The following is a 19,316-nucleotide window of genomic DNA, read 5'->3' as shown; positions in this document are numbered from 1 at the left end:
GTTAACCCCAAACCAACACGAAAGTCGATATGAAAAAAATCGTCCTGGTAATGTTTGCCGCCTTAAGCTGCATTTATTTATCCTGTAACAAAACGCGCCCTGATAAACCGCGGGTGCTCATCTTTTCAAAAACAATGGGCTTTCACCATGCATCGATCGATGCGGGTATCGCAGCCATCAAAAAACTGGGCGCCGAAAACGGTTTTGATGTGGACACCACAAAAAACTCGGCCATGTTTAACGATGATACGCTGAAAAAATACTCAACCGTGATATTTTTAAGCACTACCGGCGATGTGCTCGACTACCGGCAGGAAGCAGCTTTTGAGCGCTACATCCAGGCGGGCGGCGGTTATGTGGGCATCCACGCCGCGGCTGACACAGAATACGATTGGGGCTGGTATGGCCGCCTGGTGGGCGCCTGGTTTTATGACCACCCGGGCATTAATGATAAAAACCCTAATGTGCAGGCCGGTACTTACAATATAGTAGATGCCAATAACGACGCTACCAAAGATTTGCCAAAAGTTTGGAAACGTACCGACGAGTTCTACAGTTTCCGCAAGCCACTGGCCGAAGACGTACATGTACTGATTACCCTTGATGAAAACAGTTACAAAGGGGGCAAGCGTATGGGCCTGCACCCTGCCACCTGGTTTCATGATTTTGACGGCGGCCGCGCTTTTTACACCGCTATGGGCCATACCGACGAAAGCTATAAAGAAGCCGGTTTCCTTAAAATGTTGCTGGCCGGTATAAAATACGCCATAGGCGATAATAAAGAATTGGATTACGGCAAGGCGAAAACTCAAAACCCACCAGACGAAGACCGTTTTAAAAAGACTCAGCTTTCAACAGGCGAATTTTTTGAGCCTACCGAAATGACTATCCTGCCAAACTTTGATATCCTGGTGATCCAGCGCCGCGGCGAGATCATGCTGTACAAACATGATACGCAAAAAGTAAAGCAGGTTGGCTTTTTTGATGTGTACTGGAAAGCGCATGTGCCCAATGTAAATGCCGAAGAAGGCATGCTGGGCCTTGCTAAAGACCCTGATTTTGCCAATAACAACTGGATTTATATTTATTACAGCCCTGCCGATAGTTCGGTTAACCGTTTATCAAGGTTTACCTTTAAAAACGATACGGTAGATAAAAAAACAGAGAAAGTAATACTGGAGGTTAAATCGCAGCGCGAAATCTGCTGCCATACCGGTGGCTCGATAGCCTTTGGTCCGGGACCGGATAAGATGCTGTTTTTCTCGGCGGGTGATAACTCCACCCCGTTTGATGAAAAAGGGCAAAAATATGTAAGCAGTGGTTACGCGCCTTTAGACGACAGGCCGGGACACCAGCAGTTTGATGCCCGCCGCTCTGCCGGTAACACCAATGATCTTCGCGGTAAAATTTTGCGTATCAAACTGAAAGATGACGGCACTTACGAAATTCCGGAAGGAAACCTCTTCCCGAAAGGCACACCCAAAACGCGTCCCGAAATTTATGTAATGGGCGACAGGAACCCTTACCGCATTTCGGTAGATCAGAAAAACGGCTACCTGTACTGGGGCGAAGTTGGCCCGGACGCTCATAACGATAGCCTTGACACGCGCGGCCCGATGGGTTACGATGAGGTGAACCAGGCCCGTGAAGCCGGTAACTTCGGCTGGCCGTACTTTGTGGGTAATAACAAGCCTTACCATGAGTATAATTATGAAACAGGCAAATCGGGCCCGGCTTTTGATCCCAAGCACCCGGTAAACCATTCGCGTAATAACACCGGTTTGGTTGATTTGCCTCCGGCACACCCGGCGTTCATCTGGTACCCTTACGGGCCATCGGCCGATTTCCCGCAGGTAGGTACGGGCGGCAGGAACGCTATGGCCGGTCCGGTTTATTATACCGACATGTTCCCAGAAGATACCCGCCTGCCCGATTATTACAACGGCAAGTTTTTAGCTTACGATTGGATGCGCGGCTGGATCAAAGCGGTTACGCTGCAGCCTAACGGCGATTTTGATAAGATGGAACCTTTCTTCCCCAAGCTGAAAGTAAACTCGATGATTGATATGGAGGTTGGTCCGGATGGCAGGCTTTACGGCCTGGAGTATGGCAGCGGCTGGTTTAGCCGCAACCCTGACGCGGGCCTGTTCAGGATTGATTATATCGCAGGAAACCGTCCGCCGGAGATCTCGTCATTCAAGGTCGATAAAAAATCAGGCGTATTACCGTTTACCGTTAAACTTTCGGTTGCGGCCCGCGATCCTGAAAAAGATAATATCTCCTATACCTGGAATTTGGGTAACGGCGTAACCAAACAAACCACAACCCCAACGCTTAGCTATACCTACACTACCGTAGGCGATTATAAAATTACCGTTGAAACCAAAGATGATAAAGGCGCGGCCAGTAAAAGCGCCCCGATAGCGGTTTATGCAGGTAACGAGCAGCCTACCGTTAACATCAGTGTATCAGGTGGCAATAAATCATTCTACCTGCCCGGCTTGCCGGTTAAATACGCGGTTACCGTAACAGACGGGCCTGATACCAAAGCGGTTGATCCGAAACGTATTTATGTAGGGGTGGATTATATCGATGGTTTTGATAAAGCGCAATCGGCAGCTCAGCTTGAACAGGGCGAGCCCGAAAACCGCGGCAAAACCATCATGTTAACTATGGATTGCAAAAGCTGCCATAAGGAAGACGGCAAATCCATCGGTCCGTCATTTGTACAGGTTGCAGCGCGGTACAAGAAAGATCCTAACGCCGCGGCTAAGCTAAGCCAGAAGGTAATTAAGGGCGGTGCCGGTGTTTGGGGAGAAACAGCCATGTCGGCCCACCCAACCATTAAAAAAGGCGATCTCGACCAGATCATTAACTGGGTGCTGTCATTAGATAAGAGCGATCAGAAACCATCATTGCCTGCATCGGGTACAATTTTACCTGCTCCGCCCGAAAAACAGCAGTCGGCAGCATTGGTGATCTCGGCAAAATATACTGATGATGGCGGTAACGACATCAAAAAGATGACCGGCAATGCTATCCTGTCGTTAAACAGCAGCACATACCTGTTTAAAGGCTCGGAGAAGTTTAGCGGCTTTACAGCCTTTAAATACAATGGCATCAACCTGATAATTTACCCTGCAGGCGATGGCTGGTTTGAGTTGGATAATATCGATTTAACCGGTGTGCGTTCTATCAACCTCACCAATTTCTGGCAGGCAGCACCAACCGCACCTGTCAATTTTGAACTGAGGCTTGATTCGGAAACCGGCCCGGTAGCAGGCAAAGGCAGTATGCCGGTACCGGCAAAAGATGCCAAAGGCGGCGCTGTACATATAACGCTTAACCCGGTAACCGATGGCAAAATGCATAAGCTGTTCTTTGTGTATAAACCGGCAACCAAAGCGGCCATGACGGCCGGGGTTACTTCGGTTATTTTTAGCGCGAAGTAAGGGAACCCGCTTATAATAAAAAAGGGTTGGTCTATTAGCAAGATCAACCCTTTTTGTTACTATTAGGAGCTACTATATCTTTAAAAAAGGCATTTTGATAAGTAGGATGGGAAGGAGCCGCAGGGGTGAAAGAGAAATCTTATACGCCTGGCAAAACAGCAGCGTATGGGAAAGAGCAGGGCATATAAAATTTCTCCTGCTCTAACACGGTAAGCCCTCTGCTATCTGTCGAAATGATGATTTGTTTATGAAATGAATAATTCTCAACTAAATACCGCAAGTACCCCAAAGTAAATCAACATACATCCCGAGCTGATAAAATTCATGCGCATGGCATTTTTAAAATTGGCATTGGCTGTTGATTGACCCACTTTATAAAACCAGTAATTAAAGAAAATGAATATCGGTGCGGCGCATACCAAAAAGAAATAAAAGTTAAGCAGCATGCCCGCCAAATGCCAGTAATAATAGGACAAAGCTATCCCGCAGGCAAACAACGCCCCCGAAAATATAAACGAACCTTTATAACCTAAAATAATACTCAGCGTTTTATCGCCCCGTCTACTGTCTTCTTCATGCTGATAAACCTGGGTTAAGGGGTAGGAGGCGCCGATCAGGCACGAACTGATTGCACCCGGTATAATAAAGCCGATATCCCAATGGCTAAACAAATCCATCCCGCTTAGCGCGGCGTATGTGGTGTAGTAAATAAAACATCCCTGGAAAATGAATACCGTAAGGAAACTGATAACCGGGTATTTTTTTAACCGGGTAGCCGGATGGCTGTAAAGTTTCGACATAATGCCGTAGATGAGCACCGCGAAGGCAAACTGCCAGCTCACCAGGAAGCCGAGTAAAAAGCCAAGCACCTCTAATAGTATGGAAAAGTAATAGGAGCTGATGTCTACTTCGGGTGGTTTGGCCAGCAGCGCTATACTGTCTTCGTCTTTATCAAAATAGCTGTTATACCCATTGCTGGCCGGGAAAGCCAATAAATGCCATATAAAGAATACCAGCCACGCGGTTGCAGGCTTTACGGCATCAACCTGGCTAAAAGCAAAAAGGTAAACCGGCAATAAGAAGATCGAAAAAATAAACCTTAAATGCGCTAATGTCGATCTGGTAGGGATTAATTGTTTAAATTTCATGAGTTGCTTTAAGCCGTTAATTAATACACCGAAAAACAGCGCAGGGTTGCCAATGTACGTGTAAACATACAACGTTAAACTTCAAATTTGCTTCAGTATAAATTATTATGTTTGAAAATACGTTAATAAGTCATGATTAAGAAAACCTTAGCAGCCGTAGCGCTGATCATTTTAACAACAACCGCGTTTGCGCAAACTGTAACCAAATCAGTTATCGGGTTTAAGATAAAAAACCTCGGTTTCAATGTTGGCGGTACTTATAGCGGCTTACAGGCCGAAATTAAATTTAACCCCAATGATTTGACCGGCAGCAGTATCGAGGCATCCGTTTTATCCAATACGGTTAACACAGATAATGAAAGCCGCGACAAGCACCTTAAAAGTGAAGATTATTTCGACGTGGTCAAATACCCTAAAATCACATTAAAGTCAGTTTCATTTAAACATAAAAGCGGTAGCAACTATTTGGGTAATTTTAACGTAACTATAAAGGATAAAACAAAGTTGATCGAGGTCCCTTTTACTTACGCCGAGTCGGATGGTAAAGCCCGGTTTAACGGGAGCTTTATGATATTGCGAAGCGATTTTGGTATTGGGGGTAAAAACCTTATATTATCCAATGAAGCCAATGTTTCGGTAGAGGTGGAAATCAGCAAATAAACAGGTTATATAAATTAATGGAAAGTTGCATTAGTGCCATCGGGACAGCCAATCCCCAAAACCGTATTGCCCAACAGGATATTTACCATTTTATGGTTAATGCCTTTGGGTTGGATGAAACTAACGCGGCCCGCTTAAAAAGTATTTACGATCATTCAGGCATCGAGTACCGTTACTCGGTAATTCCTGATTTCGCGTTCAGCGACCCCTCAAAATATAGTTTCTTTAAACAGGGCGATTTTGAAACCTTTCCTGACACCCAAAAGCGGCTTAAGCTTTATCAAAACGAGGCGATAACGGTAGCTGTAAACGCGGCAAAAAACTGCATGGCTGGCTTTAACGCCGATATTACGGCACAGATAACACACCTGGTAACTGTAAGCTGTACCGGCATGCATGCGCCGGGTGTTGATATTGAACTGGTTGATCACCTCGGGCTTAATGCCGATACCGAACGCACCTGTATTAATTTTATGGGCTGTTACGGTGCCATTAACGGCCTGAAGGTTGCCGATTATATTTGCCGGGCCGACGCAAACGCCAAAGTATTGGTAGTAAGCGTTGAACTTTGCACCCTCCATTTTCAGAAAGACAATACCCTGGATAACTGGGTGGCTAATTCCTTGTTTTCTGACGGGGCAGCTGCAGTCATTGTAGAAAATACGGTTAACAGGAGCGGCCGCGGACCATACCTTGCCCTTAAAAATTTCTATTCCGAATTTGTTACCGAAGCCCGTAACGAGATGGGCTGGTACGTGGGTAACACGGGCTTTGAAATGAAGCTGACCTCCAAGGTTTCCAAACAAATAAAAAAACATATCACCGCGCTTACCGGTAGGTTTTTGCAAAAAGCCAAAACATCGATGAGCGATATTTCGGCCTATGCGGTTCACCCCGGAGGGCGGGCCATTTTAGAGGCTGTTGAAGAAGCGCTTGAACTGCCCGAAGAAAGTAACAGCTTTGCTTACGAGGTTTTGCGCGAGTATGGCAATATGTCGTCGGCCACTATTTTATTTGTGCTGGATAAGATGCTGAAGGCCGGTAATCTAATTGATCAAAAGATCCTGAGCTTTGCCTTTGGACCGGGTTTAACGGTTGAGGGAATGATCCTTGACATGCATTAAGCTTGCGTATGGCGGATGTAATTATAGTTGGCGGCGGATTGGCAGGGTTGTTCAATGCCATCCTGCTCAATCGTGCCGGGTTAAAGGTTACCTTAATTGAGCGCAAAAGTTACCCCATGCACCGCGTTTGCGGCGAATACGTCTCGAACGAGGTGATCCCTTTTTTATCTTCTTTGGGTATTAACCTCGGTGAACTGAATGTATCCCGCATTAACAGGCTGGAAGTAACTGCCGTATCCGGTACCAAACTCTCCCAAAAGTTGGATCTGGGTGGTTTTGGATTGAGCCGTTACACGTTTGATCATTTTCTTTACCAAAAAGCCCTTGCCGAAGGTGTTAATGTGTTAGTGAATACCAGGGTTGAGGATATCAGTTTTACGGATAACCGGTTTGAGGTTACCTTTCCGGGTACTACGCTTACCGCGCCGCTGGTTATCGGTTCGTTCGGTAAACGGTCCAATCTCGATCAAAAATTAAAACGACCGTTTTTTTATAAGCGGAGCCCCTACCTGGCGGTGAAATTTCATTTAAGGATGGATTTTCCAACCGATCTCATCCAGCTTAATAATTATAAAGATGGCTACTGCGGTGTAAGCAAAACCGATGGCGACAGGTATTGTATGTGCTACATGGCCCATCGCGATGATTTGCGTAAATGCGGTACTTTACAGGCATTGGAAGAAAACGTGATCCGTAAAAACCCATACCTTGATGATATTTTCAGGAATGCCGAATTTGTGCTGGATAAACCCGAAGTGATCAACGAAATATCTTTTGAAAAAAAGTCGCCTGTGGATAACCATATACTCATGAGCGGTGATACCGCCGGGATGATTGCCCCGCTTTGCGGCAACGGCATGACCATGGCCATCCATTCGGCCAAAATACTTTCCGAAAAAATCATTACGCATTACAAGCCGGGCAGTTTTAATGCCGATAAGCGCCTGGCGCTTGAACAGGGTTACGCGCGGGCCTGGAACAAACAATTTGCCCCGCGGCTTTGGGTGGGCCGGCAATTGCAGCATTTATTTGGTAATGATACCATGACCGCCCTGTCTTTAAATACGCTTAATCGCTTTCCATCGGTAGCGCAATACCTGATAAGTAAAACTCACGGCAAACCATTTGGATAAATCAGGCGTATTGTATTATATGCCCGATTTAGATTACCGCACATTTGCCCTTGAGATTATGGACGATTTTGATCTTCCACCTGCCCAGATCGATCCTGTTTTGGAAGGTTTAGGAAAAATGAACGCCTGGTTTGGCGGCCATAAAAGCATTATCCAAACGCTGCGGAATTTTCCCGTGCGGGATAACTATTCTATAACTGATTGGGGGTGCGGGGGCGGAGATGTGCTCATCGCGATAGCGAAATGGGGCGCCCATCAAAAGTATCGCCTCAAGCTAAAGGGGATAGATGCCGCACCCGCGGCGCTGAGGTTTGCCCGCGAGCAATCCGGGAGTTTTAGCAATATCAGCTATATACAGGCCGATGTGATTGAAGATATCCACCAGATCAACAAAACAGATGTGATTGTATGCAGCCTTTTTACCCATCATTTTAACGATGAACAATGGGTAACACTCGTTAAAAACATGCAGACATCGGCACGGAAAGGAATTATTATTACTGATTTGCACCGGCACCCCGTTTTGTACTATGCCGTTATGCTGATTACCCATGTTTTTACCCGTAACAAAATGGCGCGTAATGACGGCCCGCTTTCGGTAAGGCGGGGCTTTAAAAGGCACGAGTTGTTAGCTTTATTACAAAAAGCACAAATTAATAACTTTAAATTAACATGGCGCTGGCCGTTCAGGTGGGAGTTAATCATCTATAAATCGTAGCTTTACGCTATGAATTTGCGTGTACTGGTTTTAACAACCTCCCTTGGCGTAGCTATTACGCTCTCGGCGGTTAATTTTTATTTTCAGCATAAGTGGTACGATGTGATGGTAACCTTCACCGTTGCCCTTGGTGTAAGCTATTTTGTATTTTATTACCTCATCGAAAAGTACATTTACTCGCGTATTAAGCTTATTTACAAACTCATTCATAACCTGAAACTGGGGCGCGACCTGCGCGATGCCCTGGGCGAACACGTATCGGCCAATCCCATTGCTGATGTTGAACAGGAAGTAAAAGAATGGGCTAAACAAAAGAAAACCGAAATTGACGAGCTGCGCAAGCAGGAAAAATTTCGCCGCGATTTTTTATCTAATATCTCGCACGAGTTTAAAACCCCGCTTTTCGCTATTCAGGGCTATATAGAAGCCCTGCAGGACGACGACTTTGAAGATAAGGAAATGGCCAGGCAGTTCCTGGAAAAAGCCTCCAAAAATGTTGACAGGCTAAGTTACCTGATCAAAGATCTGGATGAGATCTCCAAACTGGAATCGGGCGAGATGCCGATCAATTACACCAAGTTCAAGATCAATGATCTGATCAAAGAGGTATTTGAATCATTAGAGATTAAGGGCAAGCAATACCATATTAAGCTGGTATTTAAACAAAAGTACGACGAGCCGATTGTGGTTAATGCCGACAGGGAAAAGATTCGCCAGGTATTGGTTAACCTCATCGATAACTCATTTAAATATGGCAAGGAAGAAGGCGAAACCTCGGTGAGCCTGTTCCAGCTGCATGACCAGGTGCTGGTTGAAGTGACCGACGACGGCATTGGCATTGAAGAAAAATATTTACCCCGTTTATTTGAGCGGTTCTTCCGCACAGATAGCAGCCGTTCGAGGCAAATTGGTGGTTCGGGCCTGGGCCTGGCTATTGTTAAGCACATTATTGAGGCGCACCAGCAAACCATTAACGTGCGCAGTACCGAAGGGTTAGGTTCAACCTTTGGCTTCACTTTACAGCGGGCCAAGCAAACCATTCCGTTCCCGAATTTACCTGTGTTAAAAAGTTAACATTAATTTAATATACTAACCGTACCTTTACACAATTTCAAATCACTATGTCGTTAAATAGCATATTCCAATATTTTGTACCGAAAGATAAGAAGATCTTCTTTCCATTGTTTGAACAGGCAACAGCTAACGTTGTAGCGATGGCAACTGTATTGGTTGAAGCTGTAAACTCCAACGATGAGGTTACCCGCGAGGAACTTTACAAAAACATAGATAAGCTTGAAAACAAAGGCGATGAGTATACCCACCAGATTTACCTGGAACTGGGAAAAAACTTTATCACCCCGTTTGATCGTGAAGACATTCACGCGCTGGCTACCGCTATTGACGATGTTGCTGATTACATACAGGGCGCTGCCAACCGCATGAGCCTGTACCGCATTGATGATTTGAATGAGCACATCCGCAAATTGTCTGACCTGATCCTGCAGGCCAGCATCGACCTTGAAAAAGCTGTAAGAGAGTTAAAGGATTTGCGTAACGTACGCAACATTGCCGATTCATGCATCAGGATAAACAGCGTTGAAAACCAGGCCGATTATGTATTTGACCGCGCTGTAGCCGATTTATTCCTGTACGAAAAGGATGCTATCCGCCTGATAAAATATAAAGAGATCCTGGCCGCTTTAGAAACCGCTACCGATATGTGCGAAGATGCCGCCAATGTTATGGAATCAATTTTAGTTAAAAACGCTTAAGTTTTACCTTATCTCCAGCTAAATGGTTACTTCCCTACTTGTAATTATTGTTATACTTGCCCTGCTGTTTGATTATACCAATGGTTTTCATGATGCGGCAAACTCTATAGCCACCATAGTATCTACCAAGGTGTTAACACCTTTCCAGGCCGTGTTAATGGCCGCTGTTTTTAACTTTGCCGCCTACTTTTTTATCAAAGACCATAAGGTGGCCAATACCGTATCAAAAATTGTTATTGAGCAATATGTTACCCTACATGTAATTTTAGCCGGTTTGGTTGCTGCCATCACCTGGAACCTCATTACCTGGTGGTTCGGTATCCCCTCAAGTTCATCACATACGCTGATAGGCGGTTTTGCCGGTGCCGGCATGACCAACGCGCTGTACCTCGGGGTTAATGTTGTAAAGGCTGTAGAGATGCAGTATGTGCTTAAAATTATAGCTTACATTGTACTGGCACCGTTTATCGGGTTAATCATCGCTTATATTGTTACTATTTTAATATTACACCTGTGCAAAAACGCCAGGCCGGCCGTTGCCGAACGTTGGTTTAAACGTGCGCAATTGGTATCATCTGCAGCTTTGAGTTTTGCGCATGGCGGTAATGACGCCCAAAAAGTAATGGGTATTTTGTATGTAAGCCTTATCGCTTCAAAAATTATAAAAGCCGGTGATATGATGCCGGAATGGATCCCGTTGGCCTGTTACTCAGCTATCGCGGCCGGAACAATGTCGGGTGGCTGGAAGATTGTGAAAACCATGGGATCGAAAATTACCAAGGTAACGCCACTTGAGGGTGTAAGTGCCGAAACTGCCGGCGCCATCACGCTATTTATTACCGAACGTTTCGGGATCCCGGTTTCAACCACGCACACCATTACCGGTTCAATTATAGGTGTGGGTTTAACCAAAAGGGTATCGGCAGTGCGTTGGGGCGTAACCATTAACCTGGTTTGGGCGTGGATCATCACCATCCCTATCTCCGCCTTGATAGCCGGCTGCGTATTCGCTTTATTACATTTCCTGGCTTAAACATAACCGGGGTGTTTTTGTTACAACTATCATGAAAACAAAATTACTCGTTATACCTGTTCTTATCGCATTCATAACCTTTAGCAGTTGTGATACCCTTAACCAGGTAGCTAATGCCGCGGTGCAAAACCAGGGAACGCCAACATCGCTCGAAATTGGTAACGGTTTAAAACAGGCGCTTGAAATAGGTACCGGTAAAAGTTCTGATCAGCTTTCGGCGGTTGACGGCTTTTTTGGCAATGCCGCCATCAAAATCCTTTTCCCGCCCGAAGCCCAAAAGGCAGAAAAAACCTTACGCAGCCTTGGCCTGAACAGCCTTTGTGATAATGTGATCCTGTCGCTTAACCGTGCCGCCGAGGATGCCGCCAAACAGGCTAAGCCTATTTTTATTGATGCCATTAAGCAAATGACCCTGCAGGATGTTACCAATATTTTGCTGGGCAGCCAGGATGCAGCTACGCAATATTTTAAACGCACCACAACCGCTAAGCTCAGCTTGCAGTTTAAACCGGTTATTCAGGGTAGTTTAAACAAGGTGAACGCCACTAAATACTATACCGATGCTGCTATGGCTTATAACAAAGTGCCATTCGTATCAAAAATTAACCCGGATATCAGCGATTACGTTACCCAAAAAGCTATCGACGGTTTATTTGTTGAAATCGCCAAAGAGGAGTTAAACATTCGCCAGAATCTCGGTGCCCGCACCACACCTTTATTACAAAAGGTGTTTGGTTTTGCTGATAGGAAAAAGGGGTAATAAAAGATTTTTTCTGATTAATTAAAGGGGATGAGGTAACTTATTCCCTTTTTTATTATGGATAAGTTAGGCCTGGCGTATAGCTTTAAGCACGCGAAGGCTACAAAGCAGAAAAGTGTTTTAAGGGGTGTTTTCGCTCTTTAGGGTAGTTAATGCCAATAACTCAGAATGGTTACTGCTGCTGTTTCCGAAACTTCACTTTCACGGTAACCTGTTCGGGTTTATGATTACTGTTACCTGTCCATGCGGGTCCGTTTCTAATCAGTTCGATGGCTTTTTGATTAACCGCCTCATTCAGTCCTTTTTTAATACCAAATTCATCAATTATCCCGCTTGGGAAAACTGTGAACATAACGGTGACCGTGCCTGTTGTTCCATCCGGCATTACAGCATTGGCCTGTAAGTATTTTTTCAGGCCGCCCCAACCCAGTTGCGGATGCGCTGCTATGGCCGCGGGCGCGTCGCCGTCGTCATCATCCTGCTTATGGCCCACTACCACCACTTCACTCAGGGCATTTCCATCTTCGGCCAAAGCAATTTTAACGCTATCGCCGCGGGTGGCGTTTACCTGCCTGCGCTGGTAACCGATATAGGCCACGTCAAGCGTAGCGTTATCAACCGGGGATGAGAGTGAAAATTTCCCGTTAACATCGGTTACGGTACTGCGGTTAGTGCCTTTGATCCTGATGGCAGCGCCTATTAAAGGCGAACCATCGTTTCTCGAAATAATGGTACCCGCTATATACCGCGATTCGGCAGCGTTTTTACCGCTATAACCCGGCGCTGGTGTTGAAATTACCCCATCAACCTTCCCCTGTAATTTAAGCAATGCAGGCGCGGACGATGTTTTGGTGGTTTTTGCCCTTAGGCCCAACAGGTTTTGAGCTGCCGAATCTTTTTTGGCAGAAGACATATAACCGAAAGCAACCCTTTCATCAAGGCTCACATCCGGTTTTGTATCGTACTGATAATTAGCTTTGGTATCTGATGCAGGTGGTGGCGCTGAGCCAAAACCGCTATTAGCAGCAGGAGCAACATTATTAGCCACCTTATCGCCCGCCGAAATTTCCTGCTGATAAATAGAATTTGATAATGGTTTAGTCGACTTTGCTTTGTGTACGGGAACAACAAACTTCGGAGCCCGCCTGGCAAGCAGTGTGGCTTTTGTGGTATCCGCTTTTTTTATAGTATCGCCGGCAACTGGCGCAGGGGGTAAAGCGTTATTGGCTGCAATGTTTTTCTCCGGTTTAAGTTGGTTATTTGCAGATCTTCTAACATAAAGCCCGCCAATAGTGAGCACCATTAAAACTGAAGCGGCAATAGGCCAAACCTTCCAGGGTATAACAAAGCCTCTTTCTTCCCGGGTGCGTTTCTGCAAACGTTGTGACAGATCGTCGAGGTTAAGTTGCTGATCGGCTTTTACACTTCCGTAGCCTTCAATGGCATCCATTAAAAAGGGATCATCCAGCGCCTGCATTTCAAGTTGGTGCATAGCACGGGCATCAAGCTCGCCGGCAAGATACTTTTGTATTAGCGATATGTTGACCCTGTTACTATGCACGGTTACGTTCGAGGCAAATTTTTAAATTACGCTTGCCGTTTTGGATATAGCTTTTTACCTCATTTAAGGTATACCCGCTTATTTCGGCAATTTCCTTATAGCACTTCTCTTTTAAATAAAAAAGATCGATACTTTGTTTTTGAGCGCCCGCTAACTTATCAATACAGCGTTCAAGCGCTTTTAATGTTTCTTCTTTACTACTATCATCATGATGCAAAAGCGGGGTAAATTCCACAACCTCATCTAAATTAACGAGGTTCATTTTTTTATCGCTTCGCAATTGCATCAAACAATAATTGCGCCCAAGTACATAAACCCAATTCCTGAACTGTTTAATATCATGCTTCTGCACTTTATCAACCAATTCTTCAAAAATGCCCATTACGGCATCTTTGGCCAGCTCTTCGTTCTTAAGATATTTAAGGCAAACGCCATAAATAAGCTGCATATACCGTTGGTATAAGCTGCCCAAAACCGTTAGGTTACCGCTTGTCCGATAATCACTAATTAGTTCCTCGTCTGTTGATGTCCCTGGTTTTTTGGGTTTTATAAATAGGTTCATTAAAACAGTACAAAATTAATTTTTTTTAATGGTTTATGGAAATCAAGTATCCCGGGCATCTTTAAGGTAAAAATAAAAGGAGCCATGAAGAGAATATTTGCAATTATTTTATTGTTTGCCGCTTTAACGGGATTTAAGACGGTTAATGTACGCCGCATTAGCGGAGTGGTTTATGACAGTAAAGACAGCCTGCCGGTATCCGGTGTAACGGTAAGGCTTGAAGGCACCGCCACAGGTACCCAAACAGATGCCAAAGGCAGATATAGTATCAATTTGCCTGAAGGTAAAGGCACACTCACTTTTAGTTTTATAGGTTATGTTTCGCAAACCATCAAACCGGATAAAAGCGATAAGCTGAATGTTTATTTGGTTAGATCGTTAGCGTCATTAAATGAAGTGGTAGTAGTGGGATATGGCATGCAAAAAAAGGTTAATGTTACAGGAAGTGTAAGTTCAGTTAGCGATGTAAGATTAAGCGAACCTCCGGCAATAAACAACCGGTTATCGGGCAGGGTGGCTGGTGTTGTGGCAACATCCAATAGCAAGCGGCAGATCACGTCAAATGCAGATGCTGCCGGATATGGTTTAGTTGCACCCGCACCTGCCGATCCGCAGGATGAAAGCTATAAAAGCATTACCGAAAACGGTTTTAAAAATCCGGAAAGCGAGCCGCTTTCTACTTTTTCGGTTGACGTGGATGCCGCTTCGTACAGTAATGTACGCCGGTTTATCAATGGCGGGCAGTTACCTCCGTACGATGCCGTTCGCATTGAGGAGATGATTAACTATTTTAATTATAATCTCAGCGGCCCGTCAAATAATGATCCGGTGGCTATTCATACCGAACTATCAGCCGCGCCATGGAATACTAAACATCGGCTGGTCCGTATAGGGTTAAAAGCCAAAACTATCCCTGCCGGAAACCTGCCTGCCTCCAACCTGGTGTTTTTAATAGATGTTTCCGGATCGATGAATATGCCCAATAAATTACCGTTGGTACAATCATCATTAAAAATGCTGGTTAACCAGCTGCGCGCTAAAGACAGGGTTGCCATTGTGGTATACGCGGGCGCGGCCGGCGAGGTATTGGCATCAACCCCCGGCGATCAAAAGGAAACCATCAACAATGCTATTGACAACCTGAGCGCGGGCGGCTCAACTGCCGGTGGCGAGGGTATCAGGTTAGCTTATAAGATCGCCGAGAAGAACTTTATGAAACAAGGAAACAACCGGGTGATCCTGGCTACAGATGGTGATTTTAATGTTGGCGCTTCGGGCGATGATGATATGGAAAAGCTTATAGAGCGTGAACGCGAAAGCGGGGTATCCCTTTCGGTGTTTGGTTTTGGCATGGGTAATTATAAAGATAGTAAAATGGAAGTGCTGGCTGATAAAGGCAATGGTAACTACGCCTATATAGATAACATTACCGAAGCCCGTAAAACCCTGGTGAGCGAGTTTGGCGGAACCTTATTTACGGTTGCTAAGGATGTTAAATTGCAAATTGAATTTAACCCGGCCAAAGTGCAGGCTTACCGCTTACTGGGATATGAAAACCGTGTTTTAGCTAAAGAAGATTTTAATAACGATAAAAAAGATGCCGGCGATATGGGCTCCGGCCATACGGTTACCGCTTTTTATGAAATAGTACCTGTCGGTGTTAAAGACGATTATTCGCAAAGTGTTGATCCGCTTAAGTATCAAAAAGCGGCTAAGGCTAATTATTCTTCGGCGGCTGATGAAATGATGACCATTAAGTTCAGGTACAAAGAGCCGGCATCGATGAAAAGCAAACTGAGCCAGGTTGTGGTAAAAGATAATCCCGTGCCCTTGAACGCTACATCAGCCGATTTTCGATTTGCAGCTTCGGTGGCCGAAATAGGTATGCTGCTGCGTGATTCGCAGTTTAAGCAAAATGCAAGCTACGGGCAGGCTATCCGTATGGCGCGCGCCGCCAAGGGCGATGATAATGAGGGATATCGCGCCGAGTTTATTAAACTGGCCGAAAGCGCGAGGTTATTGGCTAAAACCGGGGCTGAAGAAAGTAAATGATCATAAAGCTATGATGCTGTTGCTTATTGATGGAACAGCATCATAGCTTTACGCATAAGTCCGGGGAGTGTTTAACTTAACGCCGTGGTATGGACAGGTCTTTGGGTAATATAAAAATGAGGCTCAGGCATGCCAACTTTATGCTCATCAAACGCTTTCTTTATTAATTCCTGGGCTCCGAAAAACACAGTCCAGTAATCCTGGGCTTTGGTATAGGGGCAAATGCCTATGGCTATTTTGCCTTCGTTTATTTTAGACAGGTTAACCAACGGGGCTGGGTTGGCCAAAACAAGCGGGTGCGACAGGCAAGCGTCGATAGCTATCTGGCGGATAATATCCATGTTGTTTTGAGGCTCGATCTCCAACGAAATATCCACCCGGATACTGCCATGCCTGCTATAATTTACTACGGTATTGTTTGATACGGCACCGTTTGCAAGTATCACAGTTTTATTATCCGGCGTAAGCAATATGGTATTAAAAATCTGGATTTCGATTACCGCGCCGCTTTGTCCCTGCGATTCGATGATATCGCCCACTTTAAAAGGTTTGAAAACCAGGATCAGTACGCCGCCTGCAAAGTTGGCCAATGAGCCTTGCAGGGCCAAGCCTACGGCTAAACCCAATGCTCCTATAATGGCAACAAATGATGTGGTTTGAATGCCCAGCATACCCGCAACGGTTATGAGCAACAACACGCGTAAACCGGCCATCATTAAGCTGCTGAGAAATGATTGCAGCGATACATCAATTTTTCCTTTAGCCATTGATGTGTTAAATACACGGCCAAGCCAGTTAATAATATAAATACCGATCACAAAAACAAGCAGTGCGCTTAATAAATTAAGCCCGAAAGTGCTTATCCATGAAAAAAATGCGGCGGTGTAAACTGATACTTTTTCCATAATTAAAATAGCTTGGGGTTTTCTTTTAAAGTGGTGATGATAAATTAAATTATGATTAATTATAAAGCCGGTCTTTTTACACAAGGCTGCAAATCCGGCCTTGTTAAAATACTCAAAAAAGGAGTGAAATTTTCGCGTAAATAAAAGAATAACAGTATGTTAATCTTTTCGGATTAAGAAACATAATTTTGAATCAAGGCCACTGTTTTAATTACAGGTAAAGAGATTTTTTATGTTTTGAAAATATAAAAAATTCAAATTAATTGTTTTTGGCAATGAGTGGAAGCGCGGAAATAACGGGGTATAAAAAAGAAGGAGAATTATCTCAAAACTGCGTAAGCAAGAGCGAAAAATATATAAAACATCGGAACACTCAGATAAAAAATTGAATGTTCCGATGCTGATTAAGTCATTTTAAAACTCAATATGCGCCCTTAACGAAAGCACATTTACCGGTCCGCGGTCTTTATTGTAAGCGGGGTTTAACAAAAATTGGTAACCCGGGGTAAGCCAGAATTTTTTTTGATAGGCGTCAATTTTATAATCAAGCTCGGCAATAAACTCGGTGCCGTAATTAAGTTTACCATCGCCGATAATGAAGCCATAACCGCCTGCCGCTAAATAATCGCGGTGGGCTGATGATATGCCGTTGGCCACAAAGGCCAGGCCCAGCTCGTCATCAGCACGTTTCCATGAAGTACCCTTCAACACGCCGCCAAAGCTAAGCGAGCGGTCGATCTCGGTAAAATACCAGGTTTCAGTTTTGCCATCATTATAGCTTGCTTTGGCAAATACGCCAAAATCTTTGGTTAGGTACTGATCGGCGCTAATGCCAAAGCCATATTTATACCTTCCCCAGGCCTGGGTGGTATCAACAACGGGCGCAGTGGGGCTAAGCGCTATGGCTTGCCGGTAATTACCCATTTTGCCATTGTTGCGGAAACCGAGGATGCGTACCGTTCCTTTTTTCCCGTTAAGGGTGTAGCGTTTTTCGTACTCGATGGTTTGCGTATTGGCCTTGCCAATTTTCTGGTCCCATATGGCGCCGTTAGCTGTAGTTGTAGACATGGTGAAGGCGAAGCGCAGGGTCCAGTTGGGCTGGCCCAGCTCTGTATGGATGCCAAGTACGTAGCCGCGGGTGTTGGCAGGATAGTCCCAGGCGCCGTTATCCATTAAGCTCCAGTTCATAAACTGCGTACGCGGATCATGGCTAAACTCGTTGCCGTCGTAAAAATCGGCCATGCCGAATTTGCCCGCTGTAACCGAAAAGTAGCGTTTGCTTTTAAGCCCTGCCAGTTGGTTGGCATCATCGCTGATGGTATCTTTTTCCCTGCCCCACTCAAAACGTTGGGTAAAATATAAACGGGCTATATAAATTTTAGGTTCGGCGCTACCAACGCGAAAAGTTTCGCCGTTTGGAAAACCTGCCGCACCCAGAGTTTTGCTCAGGCCTGCTCCGCCCGAAAGTTCGGGGTTGAAATAAGCTTCGGCTCCTTTCCATAATCTCGCGCCGCCAAAAAGCGTGGTAGTTATTGAACTTTGAGTTTCTGAGGTAGTAAGCAAACTGTTATTCCCGGTGTAATCTGCATGGAAAGACGGTTTATGTTGCGTAATAACCGTTTGCTGGAAATGGAAGTTAAAGCGCTGCTTTTTTACGGTGTCCTGCCCAAAGGCCAGGGCCACTGTAAGCAGCGCATTTATAGTAAGTAAAATTTTTTTCATAAAAGCAATTTGCCGCAAAAGTACGCTTTCAACTTTACTTCAAATCGCATTCATCAAAAAACTGTTTTAAATAAGTTTCCATAAACGCATGCCTTTGCGCGGCCAGCTTTTTGCCGGTTTCGGTGTTCATTTTATCCTTAAGCAGCAAAAGTTTTTCGTAAAAGTGATTGATGGTGGGGGCCGATGTGTTTTTATATTCCTCTTTCGTCATGTTAAGGTTCGGCTTAACTTCGGGATTGTAAAGCTCGCGGCCTTTAAAGCCACCATAAGTAAAGGCCCGGGCAATGCCAATTGCACCTATAGCGTCAAGGCGGTCGGCATCCTGTACCACTGCCAGCTCGGGCGAGTGGAAGGAAGGTTGATCAAAGCTGGCCTTAAAACTCATATGCCTGATAATTTGCTGTACATGCACAACAATAGCCGCATCAACATTCATGCTTTGCAGGTAATTACCGGCAGTACGCGGACCAATCTCTTCATCCCCGTTATGAAATTTACTATCGGCAATGTCATGCAGCAAAGCGGCAAGCTCCACTACAAGCTGATCGGTGTTTTCTGTTTGGTTAATGAGTTTGGCGTTGGTCCACACACGGTGAATATGCCACCAGTCGTGGCCTCCTTCGGCATTTTTGAGGGTATCGCGCACAAAGTTAATAGTGGCGGATATTAAAGAGTTATGTTCCATCTTTTGCAAAGATAACAAGCAAAAGACGG

16 protein-coding genes are annotated in these 19,316 nt (G+C 45.1%); 10 read left to right on the top strand and 6 right to left on the bottom strand.

The features are described 5' to 3' along the window. Positions 1–29: 29 nt before the first annotated feature. On the top strand, positions 30–3,452 hold the full coding sequence (locus tag LX99_RS22140) for a ThuA domain-containing protein (protein ID WP_109609813.1): 3,423 nt from the start codon (positions 30–32) through the stop codon (positions 3,450–3,452). Positions 3,453–3,715: 263 nt separating this feature from the next. Here the strand turns inward: LX99_RS22140 and LX99_RS22135 are convergent, their stop codons facing one another. Then, complete coding sequence (locus LX99_RS22135) at positions 3,716–4,600, bottom strand: UbiA family prenyltransferase (RefSeq protein ID WP_109609850.1); 885 nt, start codon at positions 4,598–4,600, stop codon at positions 3,716–3,718. Between the two features lie 132 nt (positions 4,601–4,732). Between LX99_RS22135 and LX99_RS22130 the strand changes: the two genes are divergently transcribed. From LX99_RS22130 to LX99_RS22095, 8 genes are read left to right on the top strand one after another with little or no spacing between them, the layout of a single operon-like run. After that, positions 4,733–5,260, top strand: a complete 528-nt coding sequence (locus tag LX99_RS22130; RefSeq protein WP_109609812.1) for a YceI family protein — start codon at positions 4,733–4,735, stop codon at positions 5,258–5,260. A 17-nt stretch (positions 5,261–5,277) separates the two neighbouring features. Continuing rightward, a complete protein-coding gene (locus tag LX99_RS22125; protein WP_109609811.1) occupies positions 5,278–6,384 on the top strand; it encodes a type III polyketide synthase in 1,107 nt (368 codons plus the stop codon). 8 nt (positions 6,385–6,392) lie between these two features. Then, positions 6,393–7,517, top strand: coding sequence for an NAD(P)/FAD-dependent oxidoreductase (locus LX99_RS22120; protein WP_109609849.1), 1,125 nt, complete (start codon positions 6,393–6,395; stop codon positions 7,515–7,517). 19 nt (positions 7,518–7,536) lie between these two features. Next, a complete protein-coding gene (locus LX99_RS22115; RefSeq protein ID WP_109609810.1) occupies positions 7,537–8,235 on the top strand; it encodes a methyltransferase domain-containing protein in 699 nt (232 codons plus the stop codon). A 9-nt stretch (positions 8,236–8,244) separates the two neighbouring features. Further along, complete coding sequence (locus LX99_RS22110; protein ID WP_022833993.1) at positions 8,245–9,309, top strand: sensor histidine kinase; 1,065 nt, start codon at positions 8,245–8,247, stop codon at positions 9,307–9,309. Between the two features lie 47 nt (positions 9,310–9,356). Beyond that, a complete protein-coding gene (locus LX99_RS22105) occupies positions 9,357–10,007 on the top strand; it encodes a DUF47 domain-containing protein (RefSeq protein WP_022833994.1) in 651 nt (216 codons plus the stop codon). A 22-nt stretch (positions 10,008–10,029) separates the two neighbouring features. Further along, positions 10,030–11,040, top strand: coding sequence for an inorganic phosphate transporter (locus LX99_RS22100; RefSeq protein WP_022833995.1), 1,011 nt, complete (start codon positions 10,030–10,032; stop codon positions 11,038–11,040). Between the two features lie 31 nt (positions 11,041–11,071). Then, entirely contained in the window at positions 11,072–11,800 is a 729-nt protein-coding gene (locus tag LX99_RS22095) for a DUF4197 domain-containing protein (RefSeq protein ID WP_109609809.1), read from the top strand. A gap of 172 nt (positions 11,801–11,972) precedes the next feature. Here LX99_RS22095 and LX99_RS22090 read toward each other — a convergent pair whose 3' ends face one another. Beyond that, complete coding sequence (locus LX99_RS22090) at positions 11,973–13,361, bottom strand: carboxypeptidase-like regulatory domain-containing protein (protein WP_109609808.1); 1,389 nt, start codon at positions 13,359–13,361, stop codon at positions 11,973–11,975. Further along, entirely contained in the window at positions 13,354–13,923 is a 570-nt protein-coding gene (locus LX99_RS22085) for an RNA polymerase sigma factor (protein WP_109609807.1), read from the bottom strand. The genes LX99_RS22090 and LX99_RS22085 overlap by 8 nt, the downstream gene beginning before the upstream one ends. An 84-nt stretch (positions 13,924–14,007) precedes the next feature. Between LX99_RS22085 and LX99_RS22080 the strand changes: the two genes are divergently transcribed. Next, complete coding sequence (locus LX99_RS22080; RefSeq protein ID WP_109609806.1) at positions 14,008–15,975, top strand: vWA domain-containing protein; 1,968 nt, start codon at positions 14,008–14,010, stop codon at positions 15,973–15,975. Between the two features lie 71 nt (positions 15,976–16,046). Here LX99_RS22080 and LX99_RS22075 read toward each other — a convergent pair whose 3' ends face one another. The 3 genes from LX99_RS22075 to LX99_RS22065 all read right to left on the bottom strand — a co-directional run bounded on the left by LX99_RS22075 (position 16,047) and on the right by LX99_RS22065 (position 19,287). Next, a complete protein-coding gene (locus tag LX99_RS22075) occupies positions 16,047–16,880 on the bottom strand; it encodes a mechanosensitive ion channel family protein (protein WP_109609805.1) in 834 nt (277 codons plus the stop codon). Between the two features lie 414 nt (positions 16,881–17,294). Beyond that, positions 17,295–18,602 carry a carbohydrate porin gene (locus LX99_RS22070; protein ID WP_109609804.1) on the bottom strand — a complete coding sequence of 436 codons (1,308 nt, stop codon included), beginning with the start codon at positions 18,600–18,602 and terminating at the stop codon, positions 17,295–17,297. 34 nt (positions 18,603–18,636) lie between these two features. Next, a complete protein-coding gene (locus LX99_RS22065; protein WP_109609803.1) occupies positions 18,637–19,287 on the bottom strand; it encodes an HD domain-containing protein in 651 nt (216 codons plus the stop codon). Between the last annotated feature and the right edge of the window lie 29 nt (positions 19,288–19,316).

Origin of the sequence: Mucilaginibacter oryzae (genome assembly GCF_003148845.1) — a bacterium.
Lineage (GTDB): Bacteria > Bacteroidota > Bacteroidia > Sphingobacteriales > Sphingobacteriaceae > Mucilaginibacter > Mucilaginibacter oryzae.
Note: the sequence above shows the minus strand (reverse complement) of the source record. Positions and strands in the feature narration are given on the sequence as shown.